Origin of the sequence: Pseudomonas sp. M20, from assembly GCF_045037865.1 — a bacterium.
Classification (GTDB): Bacteria; Pseudomonadota; Gammaproteobacteria; order Pseudomonadales; family Pseudomonadaceae; genus Aquipseudomonas.
The window spans coordinates 24,527-49,588 of record NZ_CP173611.1; the positions used below are offsets into that span (position 1 = coordinate 24,527).

20 protein-coding genes, 1 tRNA gene and 2 pseudogenes are annotated in these 25,062 nt (G+C 60.0%); 11 read left to right on the forward strand and 12 right to left on the reverse strand.

The features are described 5' to 3' along the window. Positions 1 to 40 precede the first annotated feature (40 nt). Positions 41 to 1,459 carry a TIGR00366 family protein gene (locus tag ACI514_RS00105; RefSeq protein WP_208939769.1) on the reverse strand — a complete coding sequence of 473 codons (1,419 nt, stop codon included), beginning with the start codon at positions 1,457 to 1,459 and terminating at the stop codon, positions 41 to 43. 351 nt (positions 1,460 to 1,810) lie between these two features. Between ACI514_RS00105 and ACI514_RS00110 the strand changes: the two genes are divergently transcribed. Continuing rightward, positions 1,811 to 3,124 carry an MFS transporter gene (locus ACI514_RS00110; protein WP_160059420.1) on the forward strand — a complete coding sequence of 438 codons (1,314 nt, stop codon included), beginning with the start codon at positions 1,811 to 1,813 and terminating at the stop codon, positions 3,122 to 3,124. Between the two features lie 39 nt (positions 3,125 to 3,163). On the opposite strand, the gene ACI514_RS00115 is transcribed toward ACI514_RS00110, so the two are convergent. Continuing rightward, the gene (locus ACI514_RS00115) at positions 3,164 to 4,534 is read right to left on the reverse strand and encodes a gluconate:H+ symporter (RefSeq protein ID WP_160059419.1); all 1,371 of its coding nucleotides are present in this window, start codon (positions 4,532 to 4,534) and stop codon (positions 3,164 to 3,166) included. Positions 4,535 to 4,772: 238 nt separating this feature from the next. On the opposite strand from ACI514_RS00115, the pseudogene ACI514_RS00120 reads away from it, so the two are divergent. From ACI514_RS00120 to ACI514_RS00135, 4 genes and pseudogenes are all read left to right on the forward strand, one after another. After that, a pseudogene (locus tag ACI514_RS00120) lies at positions 4,773 to 5,549 on the forward strand (PAS domain-containing protein); the annotation flags it as partial. 102 nt (positions 5,550 to 5,651) lie between these two features. Continuing rightward, positions 5,652 to 6,089 (forward strand): annotated as a pseudogene (locus ACI514_RS00125) (methyl-accepting chemotaxis protein); the annotation flags it as partial. A gap of 189 nt (positions 6,090 to 6,278) precedes the next feature. Beyond that, positions 6,279 to 6,878: a flavin reductase family protein gene (locus tag ACI514_RS00130; RefSeq protein ID WP_160059417.1), complete on the forward strand. Its 600-nt coding sequence runs from the start codon at positions 6,279 to 6,281 to the stop codon at positions 6,876 to 6,878. Between the two features lie 74 nt (positions 6,879 to 6,952). Further along, positions 6,953 to 7,585, forward strand: coding sequence for a LysE family translocator (locus ACI514_RS00135; RefSeq protein WP_160059416.1), 633 nt, complete (start codon positions 6,953 to 6,955; stop codon positions 7,583 to 7,585). A gap of 41 nt (positions 7,586 to 7,626) precedes the next feature. On the opposite strand, the gene ACI514_RS00140 is transcribed toward ACI514_RS00135, so the two are convergent. The 3 genes from ACI514_RS00140 to ggt all read right to left on the reverse strand — a co-directional run bounded on the left by ACI514_RS00140 (position 7,627) and on the right by ggt (position 10,386). Then, positions 7,627 to 7,998: a type II toxin-antitoxin system HigA family antitoxin gene (locus tag ACI514_RS00140; protein WP_064387655.1), complete on the reverse strand. Its 372-nt coding sequence runs from the start codon at positions 7,996 to 7,998 to the stop codon at positions 7,627 to 7,629. 3 nt (positions 7,999 to 8,001) lie between these two features. Continuing rightward, entirely contained in the window at positions 8,002 to 8,304 is a 303-nt protein-coding gene (locus ACI514_RS00145; protein WP_095122959.1) for a type II toxin-antitoxin system HigB family toxin, read from the reverse strand. A gap of 249 nt (positions 8,305 to 8,553) precedes the next feature. Continuing rightward, the gene (gene ggt, locus ACI514_RS00150; RefSeq protein WP_160059415.1) at positions 8,554 to 10,386 is read right to left on the reverse strand and encodes a gamma-glutamyltransferase; all 1,833 of its coding nucleotides are present in this window, start codon (positions 10,384 to 10,386) and stop codon (positions 8,554 to 8,556) included. Between the two features lie 267 nt (positions 10,387 to 10,653). On the opposite strand from ggt, the gene ACI514_RS00155 reads away from it, so the two are divergent. Next, positions 10,654 to 11,754, forward strand: a complete 1,101-nt coding sequence (locus ACI514_RS00155) for a DUF2817 domain-containing protein (RefSeq protein ID WP_160059414.1) — start codon at positions 10,654 to 10,656, stop codon at positions 11,752 to 11,754. 190 nt (positions 11,755 to 11,944) lie between these two features. After that, the gene (locus ACI514_RS00160; protein WP_238785170.1) at positions 11,945 to 12,343 is read left to right on the forward strand and encodes a helix-turn-helix domain-containing protein; all 399 of its coding nucleotides are present in this window, start codon (positions 11,945 to 11,947) and stop codon (positions 12,341 to 12,343) included. A 68-nt stretch (positions 12,344 to 12,411) separates the two neighbouring features. Here ACI514_RS00160 and ACI514_RS00165 read toward each other — a convergent pair. Both ACI514_RS00165 and ACI514_RS00170 read right to left on the reverse strand, forming a co-directional pair. Continuing rightward, positions 12,412 to 12,488 (reverse strand) — tRNA-Met (locus tag ACI514_RS00165). A 115-nt stretch (positions 12,489 to 12,603) separates the two neighbouring features. Next, on the reverse strand, positions 12,604 to 14,661 hold the full coding sequence (locus ACI514_RS00170; protein WP_405122871.1) for a methyl-accepting chemotaxis protein: 2,058 nt from the start codon (positions 14,659 to 14,661) through the stop codon (positions 12,604 to 12,606). Between the two features lie 421 nt (positions 14,662 to 15,082). Between ACI514_RS00170 and ACI514_RS00175 the strand changes: the two genes are divergently transcribed. Further along, entirely contained in the window at positions 15,083 to 16,300 is a 1,218-nt protein-coding gene (locus tag ACI514_RS00175) for an MFS transporter (RefSeq protein WP_160059412.1), read from the forward strand. Between the two features lie 46 nt (positions 16,301 to 16,346). Here the strand turns inward: ACI514_RS00175 and ACI514_RS00180 are convergent, their stop codons facing one another. The 5 genes from ACI514_RS00180 to ACI514_RS00200 form a co-directional block, all read right to left on the reverse strand. Then, positions 16,347 to 17,750, reverse strand: a complete 1,404-nt coding sequence (locus ACI514_RS00180) for an SUMF1/EgtB/PvdO family nonheme iron enzyme (RefSeq protein ID WP_160059411.1) — start codon at positions 17,748 to 17,750, stop codon at positions 16,347 to 16,349. Between the two features lie 14 nt (positions 17,751 to 17,764). Beyond that, positions 17,765 to 18,754 (reverse strand): LysR family transcriptional regulator, encoded by a 990-nt coding sequence (locus ACI514_RS00185; protein WP_405122872.1) that lies wholly within the window; start codon positions 18,752 to 18,754, stop codon positions 17,765 to 17,767. A gap of 171 nt (positions 18,755 to 18,925) precedes the next feature. Beyond that, the gene (gene leuD, locus ACI514_RS00190; protein ID WP_405122873.1) at positions 18,926 to 19,573 is read right to left on the reverse strand and encodes a 3-isopropylmalate dehydratase small subunit; all 648 of its coding nucleotides are present in this window, start codon (positions 19,571 to 19,573) and stop codon (positions 18,926 to 18,928) included. A 13-nt stretch (positions 19,574 to 19,586) separates the two neighbouring features. Beyond that, positions 19,587 to 21,020: a 3-isopropylmalate dehydratase large subunit gene (gene leuC, locus ACI514_RS00195; protein ID WP_405122874.1), complete on the reverse strand. Its 1,434-nt coding sequence runs from the start codon at positions 21,018 to 21,020 to the stop codon at positions 19,587 to 19,589. A gap of 104 nt (positions 21,021 to 21,124) precedes the next feature. After that, positions 21,125 to 22,027 (reverse strand): LysR family transcriptional regulator, encoded by a 903-nt coding sequence (locus tag ACI514_RS00200; protein WP_160059407.1) that lies wholly within the window; start codon positions 22,025 to 22,027, stop codon positions 21,125 to 21,127. A 425-nt stretch (positions 22,028 to 22,452) separates the two neighbouring features. Here ACI514_RS00200 and ACI514_RS00205 point away from each other — a divergent pair, with 425 nt between their 5' ends. The 3 genes from ACI514_RS00205 to ACI514_RS00215 are packed head-to-tail and all read left to right on the forward strand — an operon-like array spanning position 22,453 to position 25,018. After that, positions 22,453 to 23,517: an iron-containing redox enzyme family protein gene (locus tag ACI514_RS00205; RefSeq protein WP_160059406.1), complete on the forward strand. Its 1,065-nt coding sequence runs from the start codon at positions 22,453 to 22,455 to the stop codon at positions 23,515 to 23,517. A gap of 20 nt (positions 23,518 to 23,537) precedes the next feature. Continuing rightward, positions 23,538 to 24,812 (forward strand): aminotransferase class I/II-fold pyridoxal phosphate-dependent enzyme, encoded by a 1,275-nt coding sequence (locus tag ACI514_RS00210; RefSeq protein ID WP_405122875.1) that lies wholly within the window; start codon positions 23,538 to 23,540, stop codon positions 24,810 to 24,812. Then, the gene (locus ACI514_RS00215; protein WP_160059404.1) at positions 24,800 to 25,018 is read left to right on the forward strand and encodes a 4-oxalocrotonate tautomerase family protein; all 219 of its coding nucleotides are present in this window, start codon (positions 24,800 to 24,802) and stop codon (positions 25,016 to 25,018) included. The genes ACI514_RS00210 and ACI514_RS00215 overlap by 13 nt, the downstream gene beginning before the upstream one ends. Positions 25,019 to 25,062: the final 44 nt, after the last annotated feature.

The window sequence follows — 25,062 nt, forward strand, 5'->3', positions numbered from 1 at the left end:
AGTGCGGAGCGCGGCCAGCATGACTGCGCCCCGCTCGGGATTACGGCATGACTGGCGGCGTATACGCCAGCGTCGTCCCCAGCGCCCACAGCAAAACCAGCACCAGCGGCGTGTGCACCAACAACTGTACGAAGGAGAAACCGATCAGATCCCGCGCCTTCAGTCCGAGTACGCCGAGCAGCGGCAGCATGTAGAACGGGTTGATCAGGTTTGGCAGCGCTTCTGCAGCGTTATAAATCTGCACTGCCCAGCCGAGGTGATACTGCAGATCGTTGGCGACCTGCATCACGTACGGCGCTTCGATGATCCACTTGCCGCCACCCGACGGAATGAAGAAACCGAGAATCGCCGAATACACGCCCATCAACAGCGCATAGGTGTCGTGGGAGGCGATGCTGACGAAGAACGTCGAGATGTGATGCGCCAGGGTTTGCGCATCGGCGCCTTTGACCGTGGTCATCAGTGCGGCAATCGAGCCGTACAGCGGAAATTGAATCAGCACGCCGGTGGTCGTCGGTACTGCACGGGCCACCGCATCGAGGAAGCTGCGCGGGCGCCAGTGCAGTAAGGCGCCGAGCATGATGAACAGGAAGTTATAGGTATTGAGCCCGGAAATCGCGGTGATCGCCGGTTTGGTCGAAAACTCGTGGAACAGCCATCCCGCCGCCAGCAGCACCAGCACGATGATCAGCAGTGGACTGTGTTCCAGCCATTCACCCGGCCGCGTCCGCGGTTGCAGCGGTGGCAGGTTGAAGGCCGGGTCGATGCCGCAGGCCTTGGCGTCGCGCGCCGAATTCGGCCCGGGGGCGGTGGCGTAGGCGATGATGATCGAGATCACGATCAGCGCCAGCAACATGACGCCGGACTGCCAGAGGAAAATCGTTTCGGTGAACGGAATCACCCCGGTGATCGACAGGATCGACGGCGGCAGGCTGGCGGGGTTGGCTTGCAACTGCGCAGCCGATGACGACAGACCCAGTGCCCACACCGCGCCAAGGCCCAGATAGGCCGCGGCGCCGGCGGCGCGGTAATCCATTTTCAGATCAGTGCGGCGGGCGAGGGCGCGCACCAGCAAACCGCCGAACACCAGCGACAGGCCCCAGTTGAGCAAGGACGCGACCATCGAAATCAGCGCGACCCACGCCACAGCGGAGCGGCCGTTTTTCGGGATGCGTGCCAACCGGTCAATCAGTTTCACGGCGGGTGGCGAGCTGGCGACTACGTAGCCACCAATCACCACGAAGGCCATCTGCATGGTGAACGGGATCAGGCTCCAGAAGCCGTCTCCGAACGCCATCGCCGCAGCGGTGGGTTTGGCGCCCATGGCCAGTGTGGCCAGGGCGACGATGATCACGGCCAGCGCGGCGAACACCCAGGAATCGGGGAACCAGCGTTCGGCGAAACTTGAACAGCGCAGGGCAAAGCGTGCGGAGCGGCTATCTTCGATATCAACGGCCACAGGAAGTACCTCGGATTTTTTATGGTTATTGTGGTCCGCGGGAACGCTCGCCGATCTCGACAACACAGAGATCCCTGTGGGAGCGAGCCTGCTCGCGAAGAGGTCGGCACATTCAACATTGAAGTTGGCTGGGCTGGCGCTTTCGCGAGCAGGCTCGCTCCCACATGGGGTTCACGGCGGTTGGCCGGCGTTGGCGTGGTCCCGCTGGACAGGCTTTAACAGTAATTCAACAGCCGATGCTTTGTGAGCAGGTTTTGCAAAACCGGGACTATGGTCTAACGGGTTGTCCACCAGCCCATTTGCGTAGACCATGGGCGCCTTGGTTTTTTGCCTGTTTCCGAGTTCTTTGCCATGACAGCCCAATCCCCGGCCAAACCTGCGCCGTTCAGCCGTTCCGACTACAAGACCCTCGGTCTTGCGGCCCTTGGCGGCGCGCTGGAAATCTACGATTTCATCATCTTCGTCTTCTTCGCCCTGACCCTCAGCCAGTTGTTCTTTCCACCGGAAATGCCCGAGTGGCTGCGTCTGCTGCAAAGCTTCGGGATTTTCGTCACCGGTTACCTGGCGCGGCCGCTGGGTGGAATTCTGATGGCACATTTCGCCGACAAACTCGGGCGCAAGAAAGTCTTCAGCCTAAGCATTTTGATGATGGCGCTGCCGTGTCTGCTGATCGGGATCATGCCGACCTATGCGCAGATTGGTTACTTCGCGCCGCTGCTGTTGCTGGCGCTGCGCATCCTTCAAGGTGCGGCGGTGGGCGGTGAGGTGCCGAGCGCCTGGGTGTTTGTCGCCGAGCACGCGCCGGCCGGCCATCGCGGGTATGCCTTGGGCTTTTTGCAGGCCGGCCTGACCTTCGGTTACCTGATCGGCGCGCTGACCGCGACGTTTCTGGCACAAGTCTTCACTCCGGCGGAAATCCTTGATTACGCCTGGCGCTATCCGTTCCTGCTCGGTGGCGTCTTCGGTGTGATCGGCGTTTACCTGCGTCGCTGGTTGAGCGAAACCCCGGTGTTCATGGCCATGGAAGCGCAGCGTGAAGCGCGGGTCGAACTGCCGTTGCGCACGGTGCTGCGTGAGCATCGACTGGCCATGTGGCCGGCGATGCTGCTGACCTGTGTGCTGACCTCGGCGGTCGTGGTGTTCGTGGTGATCACCCCGACCATGATGCAGAAAACCTTCGGCATGACCGCCAGCCACACCTTTGCCCTCAGTGCCTTGGGCATCGTGTTTCTCAATATAGGCTGCGTGATTGCCGGATTGCTGGTCGACCGAATTGGCGCGTGGCGCACGGTCATGCTGTATAGCCTTCTACTGCCGTTGGGCATCGGCGTGCTGTATGGCTGTTTGATCATGGGCGGTAACTGGGTAGGCCTGGCTTACGCGGTGGCCGGTCTGGCTTGCGGTGTGGTCGGCGCGGTGCCGTCGGTGATGGTCGGGTTGTTCCCGGCACGTATTCGCGTGTCAGGCATTTCCTTTACCTACAACATTGCCTACGCCGCGTGGGCGAGCATCACACCGCTGCTGCTGATCGGTCTGATGCCGTGGAGTCCATGGATCTGCGTGATGTTCTGCGCGGTGATGGGCATGGTCGGCATCCTCAGTGCGGCGTATTTCGGCGCGCGTATGCCGCGAGTCGGCAGCCAATCCGTGGCGCCTTGTTCCTGAAGGCAAGTTAACCGCCTCAGCGAAAACCCGCCGAGGCCGTCACGTCAACCAGTGCCACCACAGCAACGTTCCCACCAGGCCCACCACCGAGACGATGGTTTGCAGGATCGACCAGACCCAGATGGTCTGTTTCAGCTGCAAGCCAAAGTACTCGCGAACCATCCAGAACCCGGCGTCGTTGACGTGGCAGAAGAACACCGAGCCGGCACCAATCGCCAACGCCACCAATGAACTTTGCGTCGCGGCGAGTCCCGCCATCATCGGCGCCAGAATTCCCGCCGTCGTCGTGGTCGCGACCGTCGCGGAGCCTGTGGCCTGACGCAAGGCCACGGCGATCAGCCAGGCCAGCAACAGGTATGGCATGTGCGCGCCCTCGGCGACTTTGCTGATGGTCTGACTGACGCCGGCGTCCAGCAAGGTCTGCTTCAAGCCGCCGCCGGCACCGATGGTCAGCAACAGCACGGCAATCGGCGCGAGGCTTTTGCGCAGGGTGCCACCGACGTCTTCACGAGGCATGCCGTTGGCCCAACCGAGGCAGATCACCGCCGCCATCACTGCAATGCTCAACGCCACCAACGGTTCGCCGAGGAACTTCAGGCTCAGGGCGACGCTGCTTTCCGGGCTCATCGCGACTTTCGCCAGGGTGCTGCCGAGCATCAGCAGCACCGGCAACAAAATGATCAGCAGCGATATGCCGAAACTCGGCTGGCGCGGCGCTTTCGGCGGCGCACTGAACAAAGCACCAAGCTCTGCCGGCTCATCGACGTGCATGCGTTTCGACAGCCAATTGCCGTACAGCGGCCCGGCCAGTATCACCGCCGGGATGGCGATGCTGAAGCCGAGCAACATGGTCAGCCCGAGGTCGGCATGCAACGCACTGACCGCAATCAGCGGCCCCGGATGCGGCGGCATCAGAGCGTGTAGCGTGGTCATCCCGGCTAGAGCCGGAATGGCGATTTTCAGCAGCGGCTGACCTGAACGGCGAGCCATGACGAAGATGATCGGCACCATCATCACCAGACCCACTTCAAAAAACAGCGGCAGGCCAATCACCATCGCCACCAACGCCATCACCCACGGCAGCGACTTGCCTTTGCCCAGCCCGAGCAAGGTCGAGGCAATGCGGTCGGCGGCGCCGGATTCGGCCATCAGCGCTCCGAGCATCGAACCCAGCGCAATGATGATCCCTGCTTCACCGAGAATCGCCCCGGCGCCTTTGCTGAACGCCTTGGCCACGTCTTCGGGCGGTAAACCGGCGCCGACACCCGCGATGAAAGTGCCAATCAGGATCGAGAGAAAGGGCGGAAGTCTGGTGGCGCTGATCAACACGATGATCGTCGCAATGGCCAGCAGGCAGCAGAGAATCAGGCGGGTATCGTGAACCATCCAGGCAGCGGTCGATAAATCCAAAACGGAACTCCTTATCGGGCGGATAGCTGCAACATGTTGTTGCAATTTATCTTGAGAATACCTGATATGGCCGGGCCAGAGCGCTGGGTTTTGTATCTGGCTTGCGCAGGGCTGAGAGGTCCAATGGCCTGTTGAGATTATTTTTGACTGACCGGTCGCGAGCGCTCTTCAGAAAAGATTTTCAAGGCCGATGGTTAGGCTGCATCCCGCTTTCTACCCTGCCCACCGGTACTTTCCCATGTTCAACAAACGCCTGAAGCAAGAGCTGGCCGCTCTTCGTGAAGAACTCTCCAGCCTCGTGCAGGTGAAGGAAAGCCTGGAAAGCGAGATGCTGGTGCTGAACCTTGAGCCCGACGGGCGCATTCAATCGGTCAACCAGAACTTCCTCACCGAGATGCTCTACAAGAGTCAGGACCTGATCGGTCGGGCGATTGAAGACATCGTCCCGGCGCATGTGAAGACTGACGAATTCCATCACCGCTTCAAAAACGCCATGACCCGCGGCGAGCACTTCGCCGGTGCCGTGCGCCTGCTGCGTGGCAATGGTGAAGAAGCGTGGTTGCGATCGATTGTGCAGCCGGTGCGTTCTTCGGATGGGCGGATCAAGCACATTTCGCTGTTTGCCAGCGACCTGACCCGCACCATCGAAGCCTCGCGTGAACACGAAAACCTGATCGGTGCGTTGGTGCGTTCGACTGCGGTGATCGAGTTCGACCTCAACGGCAATGTGCTCAACGCCAACGATCGCTTCCTCAGCGGCATGGGTTACAGCCTGGCGCAGATCAAGGGCAAACATCACCGCTTGTTCTGCACCCCGGAGGAATACAACAGCGCCGAGTACCAGAACTTCTGGCGGCGTCTGAACAACGGTGAGTTCGTGGCTGACCGCTTCAAGCGTGTCGACAGCCACGGTCGTACGGTGTGGCTGGAGGCGTCCTACAACCCGGTGGTCGATGCCAACAACAAACTGTACAAAGTGGTGAAGTTCGCCACCGTGATCACTGATCAGGTCAACCGCGAACAAGCCGTCGCCGACGCGGCGAGCATTGCCTACAGCACCTCGCAGCAAACCGACAGCACCGCCCAGCGCGGTACCACGGTGGTGACTGAAGCGGTCAACGTAATGCGAGATCTGTCGCGACACATGCAAGCCGCCGGTGAGGGTATCGAGGCACTGAACGAGCAGTCGCAGGTGATCGGCACGATCGTCAAAACCATCAGCGGGATTGCCGAGCAGACCAACCTTCTGGCGCTCAACGCTGCTATCGAGGCGGCGCGCGCCGGTGAGCAGGGTCGTGGCTTTGCGGTGGTGGCCGACGAAGTGCGGCAACTGGCTTCGCGCACCAGTCAGGCGACCGAAGAGATTGTCACCGTGGTGCGGCAGAACCAGGAAATGGCGCGCAACGCCGTAGCGCTGATGACCGACGGCAAGCTTCAGGCTGAACAGGGGCTGGCGCTGGCGGCAGAGGCGGGCACGGTGATTGTCGAGATTCAGGACGGTGCGCAGAAAGTCGTGAATGCCGTCGGACAATTCGCCAATCAACTCTCCAACTGACCTGCACACAACCCCTGTAGGAGCTGTCGAGTGAAACGAGGCTGCGATCTTTTGATCTTGATTCCGAGGATCAAGATCAAGATCAAGATCAAAAGATCGCAGCGTGCCGCAGCTCCTACAAAGTTTTCACCTGCCTGTATTTCGATGCTGGCGCTACAATCTGCTCCTTTTCCCCCGGAGCAGATTCCCATGAGCGATTCCCACCGCCGCCCGGTGCCCCTGAACAAAGCCTACCGTTTGCTCAACCACGGGCCGACCGTGCTGGTCAGCGCTGCCCACGACGGCCAGCGCAACATCATGGCTGCCGCTTGGGCCATGCCGCTGGATTTCGAGCCACCGAAAGTTGCCGTCGTCCTCGATAAATCCACCTGGACCCGCCAGTTGCTTGAGGCGTCCGGCACCTTCGTGCTCAACGTCCCTTGCGTCAATCAGGCCGACATCGTGCAAACCGTCGGCAATACCTCGGGCCTGGACATCACCCAAACCCAAGGGCAAGACAAGTTTCAGGCTTACGGCTTGCAGACGTTTGCCGGCGAAAAAGTCGAAGCACCGCTGCTCGACGGCTGCGTCGCTTGGCTGGAGTGTCGCTTGCTGCCAGAGCCGCGCAATCACGAGCAATACGACCTGTTCCTCGCCGAAGTCATCGCCGCCCATGCCGATGAGCGCGTGTTCAGCGACGGGCGCTGGCATTTCGAAGGCCACGATGGTTTACGCACCTTGCACCACGTGGCGGGCGGGCATTTTCTAACGATTGGTGATGCGGTGGATGGCAAGACGCTAGCGGTCTGAATGACGGCTGATGGCAAAACATTGCAGGATGTTGCAAGGTAGAGGGCATCGTCAAACCTATCAGGCGCATGCCCATGGATCTTTCCCTTTCAAGTTATCTGGCGCCGCTGCTGTCGTTGGCCCTGTTGTGGACGGTGGCCGTGGTCACGCCCGGCCCGAACTTCTTCAACATCGCGCAACTCGCGGTCAGCCGTTCCCGCCGACACGGTGTCGTCGCGGCGCTCGGCGTGGCCAGCGGAACCGTGTTGTGGGGGCTAGCGGGTGGCTTGGGCATTCAGTCGCTGTTCAGTGCCGCGCCGACGCTATACCTGAGTTTCAAAATCGCCGGTGGCTGCTACCTGATCTACCTCGGGCTCAAGCAGTTCAAGCGCAAGGCGCCGATCGTCCCTGGCACGCTCGATACCTCGGAGCAAACATTGCTCGGCGCTTACGGGCGGGGCTTTCTGGGCAACATGACCAATCCCAAGTCAGCATTGTTCGTCGCCACCATCTTCGCCACCGCCATGCCGGCTCACATCCCGCCACTGTTACTGGCGCTGGCAGTCATGACCATGGCGACGCTGTCGTTCAGTTGGTATTGCTGCGTGGCGCTGTTCTTCGCCAGTCGTCGGATCGCCGCTGTATATGAGCGTTCGCGGCAATGGCTGGATCGCTTGGCCGGTGGTTGTTATTTGCTGTTTGGGGCGCATCTGGTGGCTAATCGCTGATCGCTAAGCTGCAGTCAAAGACTGGGTTGCTGCAATTTTTATCAGATTTGCTTCATTGGTTTGATCAGGCTTTCGGCAGGAATTCCAAACAGCTCATGAAGTTTCCATATCATTGGCAAAGTGAGTGCCCGCTTGCCATTCAACACTTCATAGACCCTGTTTGTTCGACCAATAGCCGGAGCGAGATCCGCGGCTGACAGGCCTGACTGTTCCATTCGGAATTTGATGGCATCGATCGGATTGGGCAAATCCAGTGGAAACTGTTTGGCTTCATAGGCCTCAATGAGAGTGATCATGATGTCGAAGTAATCACCTTCAGGGGTACCCGGTTCTGGCTCGTTGTCGAAAAGTGCAGACACGTTTTTGAGCGCCGCACGGTAGTCTTCTTCGTTATGAATCGGACGTATGTTCATGGGTTACTCCATTTCGACGGTATCAGCGTCGATTGCATCGTACTGCTTGTGGGTGCCGACGAATTTTATGTATATGGCGCCGAAGCGGTAGGCCACGGCTACGATCAGGCGAAAGTCATTGCCCTTGATGTTGAACACCACTCTGCGGCTTTTCAGAATGCTCGCAGAAGCAAAATGTGCCTTGATGTCCGAGGGCGTTGACCAGCTTGCTTTCCTCGCTTCATCTATCCACGCCAACAGTGGTTGCTCTGAGTCCGGATACCGTTCCCAAAAATTTTTGAGCTGACTGACAGCGATAATTCTCATGACGCGATCCTAGTCCCACTATGGGACTGATGCAAGGCTGCTGGCTGTCGGTGGACGTACGGTTCTAATATTTGCGTGTTCATAAATGCCAGCAGATCCCGAAAGTGTTGTTTGCTGAACGGCCACTTACTCTATCCGTGGCAGCAAATTTTCGGTGTAGGAAAAGGCGACGGGATGCGAGTGAACACAATCTGTTAGCCACAAAAAAGGCCTACCTCACGGTAAGCCTTTTCTCTTTGCGTCCTAGCCTCAATCCCCCAACGCTTCCCCCTCACGCCGTGGATCCGCGCCACCCTCCAACGACGCTTTCTCCTGCGCATCCTTGACCCGCACGATGGCCTGGGTGCCGCTGGTCATGTCGATTTCGTTCACGGCATGCCCTTTGTCCTTCAGTGCCTGAATCAGCGCCGGGCTGAACTGGCCTTGTTCCAGTTCGGTCGGGCCATTGCGGCTGCCGAAGTTGGGCAGGCTGATGGCGCTTTGCGGGTCGAGGTTCCAGTCGAGCAGGCCGACGGTGGTTTTCGCCACGTATTCGATGATTTGCGAACCGCCGGGTGAGCCGACCGTGGCGACGAATTCGCCGCTGTTTCGATCGAAGATCAGCGTTGGCGCCATCGACGAGCGTGGGCGTTTGCCGGGCTCGACGCGGTTGGCGACTTTCTGGCCGTTTTCTTCGGGGATGAACGAGAAGTCGGTCATCTGGTTGTTGAGCAAGAAGCCCTGAACCATCAGGTGCGAACCGAACGCGGCTTCGATGGTGGTGGTCATCGACACGGCGCCGCCGAGGTCATCCACCGCGACCACTTGCGAGGTGGAGATGCGCAGCGGCGAGCGGTCCGGGGCGTAGGCCACTTGTACGCCCGGTGGCGTGCCCGGTTTGGCGCTGCCCATGCTGCGCTCGCCGATCAGGCTGGCGCGGCTGGCGAGATAACCCGGGTCGACCAGGCCTTTGACCGGCACCGGCACAAAGTCGGTATCAGCGACGTATTGCGCGCGGTCGGCGTAGGCCAAACGTTCGGCTTCGGCAATCAAATGCACTGCCAGTGGCACCGGTTCGATGCCCGCCGGTGTGTCGGTTTTTACTGGTTTGAGCGGTGTCACGGAAAGGCGTGGATCGCGGGTTTCCAGTGCCTGCAATGTGCCGAGAATCTGCGCCACGGCGATCCCGCCCGACGACGGTGGTGGCATGCCGCAGACCTGCCAGCGTTTGTAATCGGTGCACAGCGGCGCGCGTTCCTTGGCCTGATAGCGCTGCAGATCGTTCATCGACAGGCTGCCGGGGTTGGCGTGGCCCTGCACCTTGGCGACGATTTCTTCGGCGATCGGGCCTTTGTACAGCGCGTCCGCGCCTTCGCTGGCGATGCGTTTGAGCACCGCAGCCAGCGCCGGATTTTGCAGACGTGTGCCGACGGCTTTGACGCTGCCATCGGCATTGAGGAAGTACTTCGCCATATCAGGCGACTTGCGGATAACCGGGTCGGATTCCAGCAGCGAATGCAAACGTTGGGATATCGCAAAGCCTTGCTCGGACAGTTTGATCGCCGGTGCAAACAGCTTCGCCCATGGCAGGCGACCGTGTTGTTTGTGTGCCATCTCCAGCGCGCGCAACACGCCCGGCGTGCCGACCGAACGACCGCCAATCTGCGCCTGCGGGAACGACATCGGCTGGCCATCAGCACGCAAGAACAGCTTATCGGTCGCCTCGGCCGGTGCGGTTTCGCGACCGTCATACGTGCGCACCTGTTTGCCGTCCCACAACACGATCATCGCGCCGCCGCCGATCCCGGAAGACTGCGGCTCAACCAGGGTCAGCACTGCTTGCATCGCAATCGCCGCATCAATCGCCGAACCGCCCTGACGCAGCATCTCGCGCCCGGCCTCAGCAGCCAAGGGATTGGCTGCGGCGGCCATGTGTTTGCTGGCGTGACGGGTTTGTAGATCGGTGCGGAAACCGGAAGCAGCTTCCGGTGCCAGCGGCAGGGTCGAAGAGGGCGGGGCGTTGCACGCGGTGAGGGTCAGGGCGCTGATGATCAGTGTCAGGGCTGGCAGGCGAAAGCGGCTCAAGGGCAAGGCTGAAAACACGCGGGCTCTCCGTCCGTGGGATAAAAGTCTTCGGGACTTTATCGACCGCTCGGTCGCGACGCAAACCGATGGGCATTTTTGTCTTTCTTTTCGGGGCGGATGTTCGCTAGGGTCAAGCTCAAATTTATGGAGCACCAACATCCCCTGTAGGAGTGAGCCTGCTCGCGATAGCGTCATTACGGCCAACATCAGTGTTGACTGAACCACCGCTATTGCGAGCAGGCTCACTCCTACAGGTAAAGGCATAAAAATCACAAGAGGCCACGCATGCACAGCGAGTTCCCCACCGAATCCAGCTACCGCGATCAACGCGAACAGTTCATCACTGCCGCCACTGCCGCCGGCGCCACGCTCACCTCCTACGCACATCCAAGTTGCGGCCCTTTTGGCGAACCGCTGAGCACAGACGTCGCCGTGCTCGGCGATCCACAGGCCAAACGCCGACTGGTAGCGCTCAGCGGCACTCACGGCGTCGAGGGCTATTACGGCTCGGATTGTCAGATCGATTGGCTGAAAACCTTCGAACCGGGTTCGCTGCCCAAGGATGTTGCGGTGGTCATGGTTCACCTGATCAACCCATGGGGCACGGCGTGGTGGCGCCGGGTCAACGAAGACAACATCGACCTCAACCGCAACCACCTCGATTTTACCGGGCCGCTGCCGGATAACCGCGCGTACGCCGCACTGCATGAAATCTACGCCTGCACTGATCTGAATGGCGCCGAGCGTCAGCGTGCCGACGCCTTGCTCGATGCGCAGATCAAAGAGCACGGCTGGCCAGCGGTGATGTCGATTGTCGAGGGCGGTCAACACAGCCATCCCGACGGCCTGTTTTACGGCGGCCGCGCGCCGAGTTGGTCGAATCGCACGTTGCATCAAATCATCGAAGCGCACCTGGCCGGCGCTGAAACCGTGATGTGTTTCGATCTGCACACCGGCGCTGGTGAATACGGTCATCCGATGTTGCTGACTATCACCCAGGCGCCTTACCCGGCACTCGCGCAGGCCCAGGCAATTTATGGCCCATGGCTTTACACGCTGCACACGGGCGCCGACACCTTGAGCGAAACCGGAGTGGCAGCGACGGCTACCGGGTACACCTCGCAGGCGTTGCTCAATGCCTTGCCGGACGTGCAGTTGATGCCGTTCGTGATCGAGTGCGGAACGTATCCGGGGCCGGATGTGCATCGGCGTTTGCGCGATGACCATTGGTTGCATTTGCATGGCGATCCGCTGGATGCGACGGGGCGGGGGATCAAAGTGAATCTGCTCGAGCAGTTCTATCCGGCTGATCCGGATTGGCGGGCGATGGTCGGTTTGCGCACGCGGCAAATCTGGGCGAAAGGGTTGGTGGCGTTGGCTTGCTGAAAAGGCATTTCGCGCCTGTAGTACCTCGCCGCAACTTGGCGGTTGCTCCACATTTCTCCTACAGATTTTTCAGGTCGACAACTTACGCGCCCTTACCTGAGGATGGTTTCTATCGTTTTTTCCAGGATGGATTTCAGATGAAAGGGATAAGTCCGTTGCCATTCAACTCTATTTTCAGTCGGCCATTGTCATGAGTGTTTCCAATGAGGATCGCGATTTTCTGGTGGCGATGGGCAGTCGCATTGTTCACTTACGCACAGTTCACGAGATCACACAGACTCGGTTTGCACGGGCTTTAGGTCTTTCCCGGCAGACCTTTCAGGGTTACGAGGAGGGCACGCGCAGCATGCCGGTCACGACGCTGGTGAAGATGGCATTTGCGCTGCGCGTGCCTGTTGAAGACCTGCTCGGGGTTCCCTCGTACACCGAGACGCCCAGGCGCAGCTTGACCTCGACGTGGTATCGACGGTTGCAGTCCATCAATGAGCTTTCGAAGGTCCAACAGAAGGTCATTGCGCAGATGCTTGATGCACTGATCGCACAGGCAGCGACCAAAGCGAGCGACGAAGAGAAGGATGTTTTGAAGTAACCGATTACCGAGACTTTTCTCGAGGCATAAAAAAACGGCCTACCTTTCGGTAAGCCGTTTTTAGTACTTGGTGGCTACACAGGGACTTGAACCCCGGACCCCAGCATTATGAATGCTATGCTCTAACCAACTGAGCTATGTAGCCAAGTGGCGCGCATTATTCCCCTGAAATGGAAAAGCGTCAAGCGTAAATTTAAAATATTTCTTCTTATTTTCAACCGCTTATCCTCCAGCCCGGAAAATCCGGGCCGGGCAGGGCTTCAACGCAGCTGAAATCTTGCAGTATTGGCGCTCAAGGCATGGCTGCCCTGACTCAGGGTGTCCGCCGCGAGGTTCACCGCCCGCGCGCCTTCGAGCAAACGCACGGCCGCCTGATCTACCTGCTGGATATTGCCGCTGACTTCGTCGGCGGTACTCGCTTGCTCCTCAACCGCTGTGGCGATCTGCGCCAACGTGTCGGTGACGCTCTGCACGGCGCTGGCGATTTCTCCTAAACGCTCACCGAGACCAGTGACCGAATCGGCATCGGTTTGCGCCTGGCCGCACGCGGCTTCCATCAAACTCACGGCTTCGTTGACCGTCGCGCGCAGGCTGTCGACGGTGCCGGCGATCTGCGCGGTGGACGACTGCGTGCGTTGCGACAGACTGCGCACTTCGTCGGCGACCACGGCAAAGCCGCGACCTTGTTCACCAGCACGCGCAGCTTCGATGGCCGCGTTGAGCGCGAGCAGATTGGTCTGTTCGGCGACGCCGCGAATGGTGTCGACGACCAATTGAATCTGCTGGCCTTGCTCGCTGACCCGGCCCAGCGCTGCAGCGGTGTCGTTCAAGCGTTGATTGAGCTGCTGAATACTCGCCGTGGTGCGCTGGCTGTCACGGCTGCTGTCGGCCGCGATGCGCCGGGTGTGCTGTGCGCTGCCGGAGGCCTGTTCGCAACTTTGCGCCACGCCTTGCGAGGTCGCGGCCAGTTGCGTGGCAGCTGCGGCGATCTGGCTGATCTGCAACTGCTGTGCTTCGACTTCACTGAGAGCGCCGCTGGAGTGTTCGTTGAGGCTGCGCACCGCGTTGCTCAGTTGCGAGGTCTCGTGATCGACACCGAGCATGCTGCTGCGCAGTTGCACTACGGCAACGTTGAGCGCGGTGCTGATCGCGGCCAGCTCATCGCGCCCCTCCACCGGCACTTGCAGACTGAGGTTGCCGTCACGCAGGGCTTCGGCGAGCAGGGTGATGCCGCTGGCGCTGCGACGGATAGAGGCTTGCAGGCAGACAAACAGGTACAGCGCCGCGAGCAGCAGGCAGCCGAAGATCGCCGCGACGATGATGAACTGACGGATCGCCGAGCCGTGATAGGCGTCGAGTCGCTGATCCAGCGATACCAATGACTGTTGGCGCAGGGCGGCGAGATCGGTCAGTAAAGCGTCGAGGCTGCGTTCGAAATCTTCCGGTTTGAGGTTGATGCTGCCGCCGAACACGCCGTCATCCAGCACCTTCAGGCCGCTGTCGAGGTGTTTGAGGCTGTCGTGATATTGGCTGGCCCAGCTCTGCTGATCCTTCGGCAGGCGTGCTTCGAGCAGCGTGGCGGTTTTCACCAGTTGCTCGCGGGCATCGCCGATGCGGCTGCGCAGGTCGCGCAATTGCAGACGGCTTTGCAGGGTGAATTGGCCGGAGACCACCGAGGCCTGCCCGACCGCAGCGAGGCGGCCGACCCGTTCGATCAGGTCCGGTGCGTGTTGCGTGGAAATTTGCGTCAACAGGTAGGTTTCCAGCCACGGCGCGAGGGTCAGGCGATTGTCCATGACTATCTGCTCGCGCAACGCTTGCAGGGCGCTGAGGGCGTTGGTGAAGCGGTCGTAACCGTCCGGCCACCAGCCGACGCTGCTCAGACTTTTCGAATCCAGACCATTGAGCGCGGTTTGCAGCGCCTGATAGCGGGTGAGGGTTTCGCCTTCGGCGCCTTCGTTTTTCAGCGCGTTGCCCAAGTCCGTGGTGGCTTGCAGAACCGCCGGTTGCACCGCGTCAAACGCGCCCATGGCGGCGAGGGTGGCCGGCGTCGGTTGGCGATTGGTTTCGGTGGCGCGCCAGCGGGCGGCGCGGTCGCGTTGGGCGGCGAGCAGGTTGTCCAGCGCATCCAGCGCGAGCAACTGGCGTACGCCGGCGCGTTCGCCGGAAATCAGATTGAGCTTGTCGCGATAGTCCTGGCCGATCATCAACAGGCTGCCGGCCAACGGCAGAATGAACAGCAGAAACAACAACTGGAATTTACCTGCGAAGCCAAACCGCCCCAGCAATTTGATCCCCGGTGAAAGGAAAGCCTGCATGCCCCATGACTCCTCTGGACACCACGCACCATCGGCGTGCATCGCGCTCGTTTCGATCGCGACCTGTGCCCTGCTAAAAGGCCTCGAAAGTTCACTCTCGCCCGCTCTGTAGGCCGGCTCTGTAGCGAAACTTCCCATTGTCGGTGCCCTTTGTAAGGGCGCCGCGTTCAAGGCAAGTAGCAAGGCAAGATTCAGACCATGGCGTTGCGCTATCACCTATCCCTTGTAGGAGCTGCCGAAGGCTGCGATCTTTTGATCTGTGTTTTTAACGGCAAGATCAAAAGATCGCAGCCTGCGGCAGTTCCTACATGATTCGGTCAGGTCAGTTAGTTAGCTGGCTAAGGGGATGGCGCTGGCGCACCGAAAAATGGCACATTGACGCACCTGCCTGTGTGCACCCATCTGCTGTCCGGAAACTTTCATGGCTATCAGCAACGTTCAGACCGCCGCTGCCTCGGCGCCCGCTGTTCCGCAAAGCAGTCCTTTGGTGATGCGTATCATCGGCGCGGTGGCGCTGGCGCATTTGATCAACGACCTGATTCAGTCAGTGTTGCCCTCGATCTACCCGATGCTCAAGGCCAATTACGGCCTGACCTTTACTCAGGTCGGCCTGATCACTTTGACCTTTCAACTGACCGCCTCGCTGTTGCAACCTTGGGTCGGTTATCACACCGATCGGCATCCGAAGCCGTGGCTGTTGCCGGCGGGTTCGATCTGCACGCTGATCGGCATCGTGATGATGTCGATGGTTGGCAGTTTTCCGTTGATTTTGCTGGCGGCGGCGCTGATTGGTATCGGCTCTTCGACGTTTCACCCTGAGGCCTCGCGGATTGCGCGACTGGCCTCCGGTGGACGCTTTGGCCTGGCGCAATCGACCTTCCAGGTTGGCGGTAACGCCGGTTCCGCGTTCGGTCCGTTGCTGGCGGCGGCGATCATCATTCCGTTCGGTCAGGCCAATGTGGCGTGGTTCGGTCTGTTCGCGGTATTTGCACTGTTCGTGCTGTACCGCATCAGTCGCTGGTACGCCCATCACCTCAATCTGTTCAAGCTCAAGGCTGGCCAAGCGGCGACTCACGGGCTGTCGAAGGGCCGGGTGATCAGTGCTTTGGTGGTGCTGGGGCTGTTGGTGTTCTCCAAGTATTTCTACATGGCCAGCCTCACGAGCTATTTCACGTTCTACCTGATCGAGAAGTTCGACCTGTCGGTGGCCAGTTCGCAGTTGCATCTGTTCCTGTTTCTCGGTGCGGTAGCAGCGGGGACGTTCTTCGGCGGGCCGATCGGCGACAAGATCGGGCGTAAGGCGGTGATCTGGTTCTCGATCCTCGGCGTGGCACCGTTCACGCTGCTCATGCCTCACGTTGATCTGTTCTGGACCAGTGTTCTTAGCGTGGTGATCGGCTTCATTCTGGCTTCGGCGTTCTCGGCGATTGTGGTGTACGCGCAAGAACTGGTGCCGGGCAATGTCGGGATGATTGCCGGGGTGTTTTTTGGTCTGATGTTTGGTTTTGGCGGAATTGGCGCGGCGTTGCTCGGGCATCTGGCGGATATTCACGGGATTGAGTACGTGTATTTCCTGTGCTCGTTCCTGCCGTTGTTTGGCGTGTTGGCGATCTTCCTGCCGCGCACCCAAAAAGCCTGAAGCACCGACAGGAGCGGGCAATCCGCTCCTGTCGACTGCCGTCACTCTAAAGTTCGCGCACCACTCTGAAGCCAATGTTGCTGGTGCGGCCCTCGACCTTGTAACCCGCTCGGCTGGCCGAGCGGATGAAGGCGGGAATATTGCCCCACGCGCCACCGCGAATGACCCGTTGACCGCACTGCGCGTCCTGCCAGGCACTGCCATCCTCGGGCGCACCGGTGTAGTCGTGGTGCCAGCAGTCAGCGGTCCATTGCCAGACGTTGCCGAGCATGTCGTACAGGCCAAAGCCGTTGGCGGCGAAGCTGGCCGTGGGGGCGGTGTTCAGCCAGGCGTCCTGGCCCGATACAAATCCCCCGCAGCGGATCTGTGCCGGACAATCGTCGGGACCGTAATTGGCGTGATCACGTCTGGCCGCTTCCCCCCACCAGCGCGCCGTGCTCGTCCCTGCACGGGCGGCGTATTCCCATTGTGCTTCGCTGGGCAGGCTATAGCGATGGCCAGTCTTGGCGCTAAGCCATTGCAGGTAGGCGCGGGCATCCCCCGGGCTGACGTTGATGACCGGCCGATTGCCGCGGCCCCAGCCTTCATCACTGGGCGTGTAGCCTGCGCAGCCACCGTCATCCACGCAGGCCTGCCATTGATCGAAGGTGACGCTGGTGACCCCCATGGCGAACGCCTTGGGGATGTTCACCGGATGTTGCTGTTCATTGCCGAAACGCTGTTCCTCGGAGGCGGGTGAACCCATGGTGAAGTCTCCGGCCGGGATCGGCACCAGAGGCGGACAAGCCCTGTCGCAATCGCTGAACGGCTCGCCGATCACCCGATCGTTCTCGCGTAGTCGGGTTTGCAGGGCTTCGGTTCTGAGGCGATTGGCTTCGGTGAGCGGGGGGCGTGTCGCCAGATAGTAGGACAGCTCGGTAATGTCCTTATCCGACAATGATTTCGCCGCCACCGCCATGACCGAAGAAGGCCGTGAGCCGTCGCGAAAGGCCTGTAACTGGCCATCGAGATAATCGGCGAATTGCCCGGTCAGTTTCGGGTAAGCACTGTTTTGCGAGTTACCCTGCGGGCCATGGCAAGCGACACAGGCTGGAATGGTACGGGCCGGATCGCCTCGGGCGTACAAGGCCGCGCCGGCCTGCAGATCCGTGGACGGGGCGATGGTGGCCGTGTGTGCCGAGCAGGCCTGGGGCTGGGCATGCGGCACACCGCCCAGTTGCGTGCAGGTGCCTTTGGGCACCATGGTCCATTCGCCAGGGTCATTGTCGACACTGCTCATGCCTGAGCAGGAGTGGAAGCAACTGGTATCGGCACAATCGTTATGGCCGGCTTTGGCCACGCCGTAACAGACTTCGGTGGCGGCAGAATCGGCGGCGTCCGCCCTTTCGCTCACGCCTGCGGCATTGAGGGAGGCCAGGGCAGTGGCAACCAAAAGATCTTTCAGGTTCATCAAATCACCCGGGCTCAGGAAACACGCAGCAGTGAAGGACGGTCTTGCGGCTTGCGCTCGCCGGCGTGGGCCATCCACAGGGTGCCCGTTTGCGCTTTGCTGGCATGGGTCAGGTGGCCGAACAACTTGCTGGCCGCCGGTGACAGCAGCCGTGGATTGCGCACCACCACCATCAGATTGCGGGTGGCCCAGGGTTCGTGCAGATCCAGCGACACCAGATTCTTCGGTGGCCCAAGGCTGGTGAACACCTGATACGGAATCAGGCCGACGCCCACACCGGCCTGCACCATGCGGCAGAGCACTTCAAAGCTTGGCACTTGGGTCTGAATGTTCAGCGGTTTGCCGGCGGCGAGGGAGGCCTGCAGAGTGTGTTGGCTGATCCAGTCATTGCCATGCAGGCCAATGTGGTGATTGTCCAGGGACTCTTCGAAGCTGATGCGTCCGCGTGTGGCGAGCGGGTGCTTGTCATGCACGACCATGACCAGCCGATCCTGTCGGTAGGGCTCGCTGTACAACCCGTGAGCGCTGCCGTTGTCGGCGAAAACACCAATGTCGGCGCTGCCATTCTCCACGGACTGCAAGACATTCAGGCTCGATTCTTCGGTAAGGTCGACGCAGATATTCTTGTGCGTCTTGAGAAACTGGCTGACGTCGTCCGGCACGAATTGCGCGATGGAGGAGGGGTTGGCCGCCACCCGCACACAGTCCTGCGCCTGGCGGGCGTGCTCGAGCAGTTGCAGGTGAATGCGTTGCACTCCTTGCAACATTTGCCGCGCGTGGTCGAGCAGGGTCTCGCCGGCGGCGGTGAGCGTCATGCCTTTGGATTCACGGATAAACAGGGGCAGGCCAATGGCTTGCTCAAGGCCGAGCAGTCTTTTGCTGGCTGCGGAGATAGCGATGGATTCTCGACGGGCGCCGCGGGTCAGATTGCCTTCCTCACTGATCGACAGCAGCAGCTTCAGCGTGGTCAGGTCCAAATGATGCAACAAACTGATCGGATACATGTACTCACTCCGTTAAACCTCGGCGGCCCTGGACAGGGCAACCGGCATCCATTCCAGCCCCGCAGGCAATCGGCGATATCACGCGCCGGTGCTGTGGGGCGTCGATTCCGCAGGGATTGTGTCGAAGGTACGGTGACAGTCCCGTGCGGCAACGCGGTCAGCGGATGGCGCTTACAAAGTGTTCAGCAGCCAGGGAAAACGCTTTAGATGAGTCTGCTCGAACGCCTGAATACGTGCTTCACGTTGCAGGGTCAGGGCGATGTCGTCCTGGCCATTGAGCAGACAGGACTTGCGGAAGGGATCGATGTCGAAAGGGATATCCAGCGAGTGCTGGTCGTCGCGGATCCGTTGCGCTTCAAGATCAACGGTCAACTGCAGCGGTGTGGCGCCGGTGGCAGCGTCGAACAGGCGGTCTACTTGCGCTTCGCTGAGGACGATCGGGAGCATGCCGTTCTTGAAGCTGTTGTGAAAGAAGATGTCGGCAAAGCTGGGCGCGATCATGATCCGGAATCCGTATTGCTCCAACGCCCAGGGTGCATGCTCGCGTGACGATCCGCAGCCGAAGTTGGCGCGAGTCAGCAGAATCGAACCGCCCGCGTACTTCGGCTGATTGAGCACGAAATCCGGGTTCAATGGCCGCTGTGCACAGTCCTGGCCCGGCTCGCCGAGGTCCAGGTAACGCCATTCGTCAAACAGGTTCTGACCGAACCCGGTGCGCCGGATGGACTTGAGAAATTGCTTGGGAATGATTGCGTCGGTGTCGACGTTCACTCGATCGAGGGGAACGACCAAGCCTCGATGTTGGGTTAATGGCTTCACGGTAACGTCCTTATTATGGTGATGGATTCTGCAGGGTGCGGATGTCGATAAAGCGTCCAGCGATCGCGGCGGCTGCGGCCATCGCCGGGCTGACCAGATGCGTGCGCCCACCGGCACCCTGGCGTCCTTCGAAGTTGCGATTGGAAGTAGAAGCGCAGCGCTCGCCGACACTCAGGCGATCGTCGTTCATGGCCATGCACATCGAGCAGCCGGGCTCGCGCCACTGGAAGCCGGCATTGATGAACACCTGATCCAGACCTTCGAGTTCGGCCTGGCTTTTCACCAGACCAGAGCCCGGCACCACCATGGCCAGTTTGATGTTGTGCGCCAGCGAATGACCCCGTACGACGTCGGCGGCGGCGCGCAGATCCTCGATGCGGGAGTTGGTGCAGGAGCCGATGAAGACCTTGTCGATGACGATATCGTTGATCGCCGTTCCGGCTTGCAGGCCCATGTAGGCCAAGGCTTTGCGCATGCCGTCACGTTTGACCGGATCGGCCTCCTGGGCGGGGTCGGGAATCGAGCCGCCAATGGGCGCGACCATTTCCGGCGACGTGCCCCAGGTCACTTGCGGCTCGATGGTGCTGGCGTCCAGATTGACCACGACGTCGAAGTGCGCCTCGGCATCGGAGTGCAGCGTGTGCCAGTACTCGACAGCCTGATCCCACTGCTCACCCACCGGAGCCAAGGGACGTCCCTTGACGTAGTTGAGCGTCGTCTCGTCGAAGGCGATCAGCCCTGCACGTGCCCCGGCTTCGATGGACATGTTGCAGATGGTCATGCGGCCTTCCATCGACAGCGCGGCAATGGTCGAGCCGGCGTATTCGATGGCGCATCCGGTGCCACCGGCGGTACCGATCTTGCCGATGATCGCCAGGACAATGTCCTTGGCCGTCACGCCGGGCGGAAGTTCACCATCGACCTGGACTTTCATCGACTTCATCTTTTTCGTCAGCAAAGTCTGGGTGACCAGCACATGTTCGACTTCGGATGTGCCGATGCCGTGCGCCAGGCAGGCGAAGGCGCCGTGGGTCGAGGTGTGCGAGTCGCCGCAGACCACCGTCATGCCTGGCAGCGTCGCGCCTTGCTCCGGGCCGATGACGTGCTCGATGCCTTGGCGCGGATCGTTCATGCCGAAGTACGTGAAGCCGTAGGTCTGGGCGTTGGCGTCAAGGGTTTGCACCTGCATGCGCGAGAACGGGTCGCGAATCTTGCCGCCGGCACGATCACTGGTGGGCACGTTGTGGTCGGCCACGGCGAGATTGGAGGCCACTCGCCAAGGCTTGCGCTGGCTGAGCTTCAGGCCCTCGAAGGCTTGCGGACTGGAGACTTCGTTGATCAGGTGACGGTCGATGTAGAGCAGCGTCGTACCGTCGGCATCGGTGTCAACGGCATGGGCGTCCCAGATCTTTTCGTACAGAGTCCTGGGGCGGGCAGTGATGGTCATGGCAGCGGTCCCGGTGGAAGTGTTTCCAAATATTACTTCGTCGATCCACTTCCAGACGTGACATGTCGAGATGGCTACCGTGCCGATTGGCGAGCGTCAGCACCTCAGTGCTTGTTGGTCAGATAGTTGACCAGCGCCGCCGCCGTGGCGGTCAGGCGATCGCGGTGGCGGAACACCACCACCAGTTTGCGCGTCGACCACGGCTCCACGATCGGGATGACCCGCAGGTCGAGGGCATTCACATTCAGCTCCGCGACCAATTGCGGGACCACCGCCACACCCAGTTTGACGTGGACCATGCGGCACAGCACGTCGAGGCTGCGGACGCGGATCTTGACGTCGAGTTCTCCGCCAATGTCCCGCGCGCGCTGGGCGAGCAAGGTCATCAGCGAGGTTTCTTCACCCAGCCCGACGAAACTTTCATTGACGATGTCGGCAAACGTCACCGCGTTGGCTTCGGCCAGCGGATGGCCGAGCGGCACCACCAACACCAGACGATCGGTGCGATAGGGCAAGTGTTCCAGTTCGCCGGTGCCGTAGTTGGCATTGCAGATACCGACTTCGGCGCTGCCTTCGCTGACGCTGCGAATCACGTGCGCGCTGTTGTGTTCGTCGACGAGGATTTCGACGTCCGGAAACAGCCGTTTGAAGGCGGCCAGGTCTTCAGGCAGAAACTGCACGATGGCTGACAGGTTGGCGGCAATCTGCACGCTGCCCTTGGCACCGGAGGTGAATTGCGAGAGTTCGGCGTTGAGACTTTCCAGGCTGGCGATCATGGCCTTGGCGTGGCGAATGATCATCTCGCCCACCGGCGTAACGGAAATACCCCGCGATTCGCGATGGATGATCGGCAGCCCGACGATCGCTTCGATTTCCGTGATACGACGGCTGACGGCGGAAGGGGTGATGCACTCGCGCTCGGCGGCCCGGGCGATGTTCTTCTCTTGGCACACTGTCACGAACAGACGCAAGGAAGTGAAGTCCAGCTTTCTGACTAAGTGATTCATGACAATCCCTTGGGTACGACAGACTTTTAACTATCTCCATACCGCGACAATAAGAATCGTTATTGTTTATGCCGCCCGAAAAAGCAACTGCCGGGCGCTCGCGGCTTTCTTCTTTGGTATTACGAATACACGGTTTTGCACGGTATTAGAAGTGCGCCGTGACGACCCGTTCATCCATGAGCGGGAAAAAAAGCCGCTGCCCGCGACATGAACAGAACGACATTTTGCGCCTTCGTTCTCGATAAGTTGAAAGCGTTCGAAAATTCGAGAATTGATTTTAGAACAACCTGAATGGACTATAGAACGCAACTGAATAGCAACCTACTGAATGGCTCTAAGTGCAACTGATACGGTGTGCTTAGTGTGAGTTGGTTTGGCTGTTATTTGCGGATGAAAGTCAGGCTTTTCGTCAAAAGGAGTATTTGATGCAAACTCAAGATTTCAATTTGATTTCATTTATCAGCGACTACTGCAGCCAAGGGGCGAGTGGCGTTCAGCCGTATGCGCTTAATAATGAATTGCGTCAGCGTGTCCTCGACGAATGCCTGCGCCTCAAGCGTCTGGCCGCCTCTGGCCAAGCGCAGGCCCGCGAAGAACTGCATCGAGTGCTGGCCGTCATTTATGACTACCGGTTTTCCGTTCCGGCCATGGAAACAGTAGAGGTCGATGTCTCTTGTGTATTTGCAGATATCACCACATTGCTTGAGCCGGCTATCCTGCAAAAAGAAATAGATGGTATTCCTGCCGATATATTCGATGTCATGCCCACCGGTGGCGCTGCATTCGTTACTTGGTTCAAACAATTGATTTCGCAACATCCGGCGGGCGCGCATCCGTTCTTTCAAAACTATCTTCGCGATCAGGCGAGTGTCGAAGGGTTCAGAACTTTCCTGGCTCAGGAAACCACACTTGATCCGCGCTTCGACGACATCCTCGCCCTGATGCAAGTGGGCACGGTCGGCGCCGAGAAAATGGAGATCGCCAAGAACTATTTCGATGAAATGGGTAACGGCGATGAGCGTGAAGTCCACACACTGTTATTCAGCAAAGCCTTGAAAGCGCTGGAGGTCGATGCACGCTACATCGAACAGTCATTGCTGCCTGAAGCGCGAGTGTGCGGCAATCTTTCGGCGTGCCTGGCGCTGAGCCCGCGGCATCACTACAAAGCCATCGGCTATTTCGGCGTGACCGAATATCTCGCGCCCCGGCGCTTCAAGAAACTGGTCGCCGGCTGGCGGCGCCTGGGCCTGCCGGAATTCGGTCTGGCCTATCACGACCTGCATATCCGCATTGACGCCATCCATGGCAAAGGTTGGTTCGACAACGTCATCGAACCCGCGGTCGAGCACGATCCTCGCGTGATCAAGGAAATCGTGTATGGCGCCCTTATCCGCCTCAATTCCTCCAACACGTTCCTCGATGCATTGCTCGGGCATCTGCAGCGCCAGGATCGAATCCTTCAACCGCAGAACGTGCGTTCGATTGCCTGAACCGGCCGAGGATGGCGTCCATGGTTACCCTGAATAACTACAAGCGCTCAGACGACGCGGCGGCCTCGGCGTTCGAACACGTGGCGGCATTCGATCTGGATCACATTGCCGGTTCGCAATTGGTCGGCGTTGCACGTGAAGCGTTTCGCTTGGGCGATGTGGATTTTCTCTGCTTCGGCGAAAGCGATCACCCGAGTCCTGTCAGCGCCCAAGTGGCGCTCAAGCAGGCGATTGACGCCGGGTTGACGCGTTACCCGGACATTCGCGGGATGCCGGTTTTGCGTCAGGGCCTGGCGGATTATCTGAGTGATCTCTACCAGACCGATGTCGATGAAAGCCGGATTGCCGTGACCGCGTCGGGCATGGCTGCCATCAACGTTGCCTTTGCCGCGTTGCTGCGCGAGGGCGACAGCGCGGTGTTGATCTCTCCTGCCTGGCCCAACCCGGGCAATCTTGCCGCGCTGAAAGGTGTCAACGTCCGGGAGGTGGCGCTGGACGCGGGAGAACACGGTTTCACGCTCGACCTGCACGCGCTGGAAGTTGCGTTGCCCGGCGCGCGGGTGCTGTTTCTCAACTCACCGAACAACCCCACCGGCTGGACGGCCAGTCGCGAGCAGATGCAAGCGATCCTGACGCTGTGTCGGCGTTACGGGGTGTGGATCATCAGTGACGAAGTGTATTCACATCTGACTTACGACGGCAGTCGCTCAGCCCCTTCGATGCTCGAATTCGCCACTGACCAGGATCGCCTCGTGGTGTGCAACAGCTTCAGTAAGGCCTGGGCCATGACCGGTTATCGCGTCGGCTGGCTGGTGGTGCCCACCGGGCAGCGGGAAAAGCTCGGTGAACTGATCGAGCTGACCCATTCCGGTGTCGCGCCGTTCGTACAGATGGCGGCACTGGCGGCGTTGCAGGACAGCGTTTTTGTCGACAGCTTTCGCGACTACTGCCGCACCGGTCGGGAGATCGTCTGCAGCGCTTTGGCCGATGTACCGGGCGTGACGTGTCATGTCCCCGACGCGGCGTTGTACGCGTTCATTCGGCTGGAAGGTGTGACCGACAGCCTTGCGCTGGCCATGGCGCTGGTGCAACGACATGGCGTCGCCATTGCGCCTGGCAGTGCCTTCGGTTCGGCTGGCGAAGGCTTTATCCGTATCTGCTTCGCCCAGAAACCCGAATTGCTGCGCCGCGCAATGACGCGGCTGGCGCGAGGTCTTGAGGCGCAATTGAGCCTTTGCAGCACCACCCCGGACATCCAGCCCACTGCCATGAGGAGCGCCGCATGCCTTACGTAAATATCAAGATCACCGATGAGGGTGTGACCCGCGAGCAGAAGCGCGAATTGATCGCGCAAGTCACTGAAGTATTGGAGCGCGTACTGCAGAAGAACCCCCGCAGTACCACGGTGGTGATCGACGAAATCAATGTCGACAACTGGGGCATGGCCGGGCTGCAAGTGCCCGAGTACCGGGAAATGTTCATGAAGAAGCCGGCCGAGTAGGGCCATTGACAACAGCAATGCCAATCAACCAATAAAATTGAACG

Coding starts and splice junctions, on each gene's coding strand:
- ACI514_RS00160 (WP_238785170.1), top strand. CDS start 11,945: ATGAGTGTTTCCAATGAGGATCGCGATTTTCTGGTGGCGATGGGCAGT.
- ACI514_RS00205 (WP_160059406.1), top strand. CDS start 22,453: ATGCAAACTCAAGATTTCAATTTGATTTCATTTATCAGCGACTACTGC.
- ACI514_RS00200 (WP_160059407.1), bottom strand. CDS start 22,027: ATGAATCACTTAGTCAGAAAGCTGGACTTCACTTCCTTGCGTCTGTTC.
- ACI514_RS00145 (WP_095122959.1), bottom strand. CDS start 8,304: ATGAGAATTATCGCTGTCAGTCAGCTCAAAAATTTTTGGGAACGGTAT.
- ACI514_RS00130 (WP_160059417.1), top strand. CDS start 6,279: ATGAGCGATTCCCACCGCCGCCCGGTGCCCCTGAACAAAGCCTACCGT.
- ACI514_RS00155 (WP_160059414.1), top strand. CDS start 10,654: ATGCACAGCGAGTTCCCCACCGAATCCAGCTACCGCGATCAACGCGAA.
- ACI514_RS00215 (WP_160059404.1), top strand. CDS start 24,800: ATGCCTTACGTAAATATCAAGATCACCGATGAGGGTGTGACCCGCGAG.
- ACI514_RS00135 (WP_160059416.1), top strand. CDS start 6,953: ATGGATCTTTCCCTTTCAAGTTATCTGGCGCCGCTGCTGTCGTTGGCC.
- ACI514_RS00170 (WP_405122871.1), bottom strand. CDS start 14,661: ATGCAGGCTTTCCTTTCACCGGGGATCAAATTGCTGGGGCGGTTTGGC.
- ACI514_RS00185 (WP_405122872.1), bottom strand. CDS start 18,754: ATGTATCCGATCAGTTTGTTGCATCATTTGGACCTGACCACGCTGAAG.
- ACI514_RS00210 (WP_405122875.1), top strand. CDS start 23,538: ATGGTTACCCTGAATAACTACAAGCGCTCAGACGACGCGGCGGCCTCG.
- ACI514_RS00110 (WP_160059420.1), top strand. CDS start 1,811: ATGACAGCCCAATCCCCGGCCAAACCTGCGCCGTTCAGCCGTTCCGAC.
- ACI514_RS00180 (WP_160059411.1), bottom strand. CDS start 17,750: ATGAACCTGAAAGATCTTTTGGTTGCCACTGCCCTGGCCTCCCTCAAT.
- ACI514_RS00175 (WP_160059412.1), top strand. CDS start 15,083: ATGGCTATCAGCAACGTTCAGACCGCCGCTGCCTCGGCGCCCGCTGTT.
- ACI514_RS00140 (WP_064387655.1), bottom strand. CDS start 7,998: ATGAACATACGTCCGATTCATAACGAAGAAGACTACCGTGCGGCGCTC.
- leuC (WP_405122874.1), bottom strand. CDS start 21,020: ATGACCATCACTGCCCGCCCCAGGACTCTGTACGAAAAGATCTGGGAC.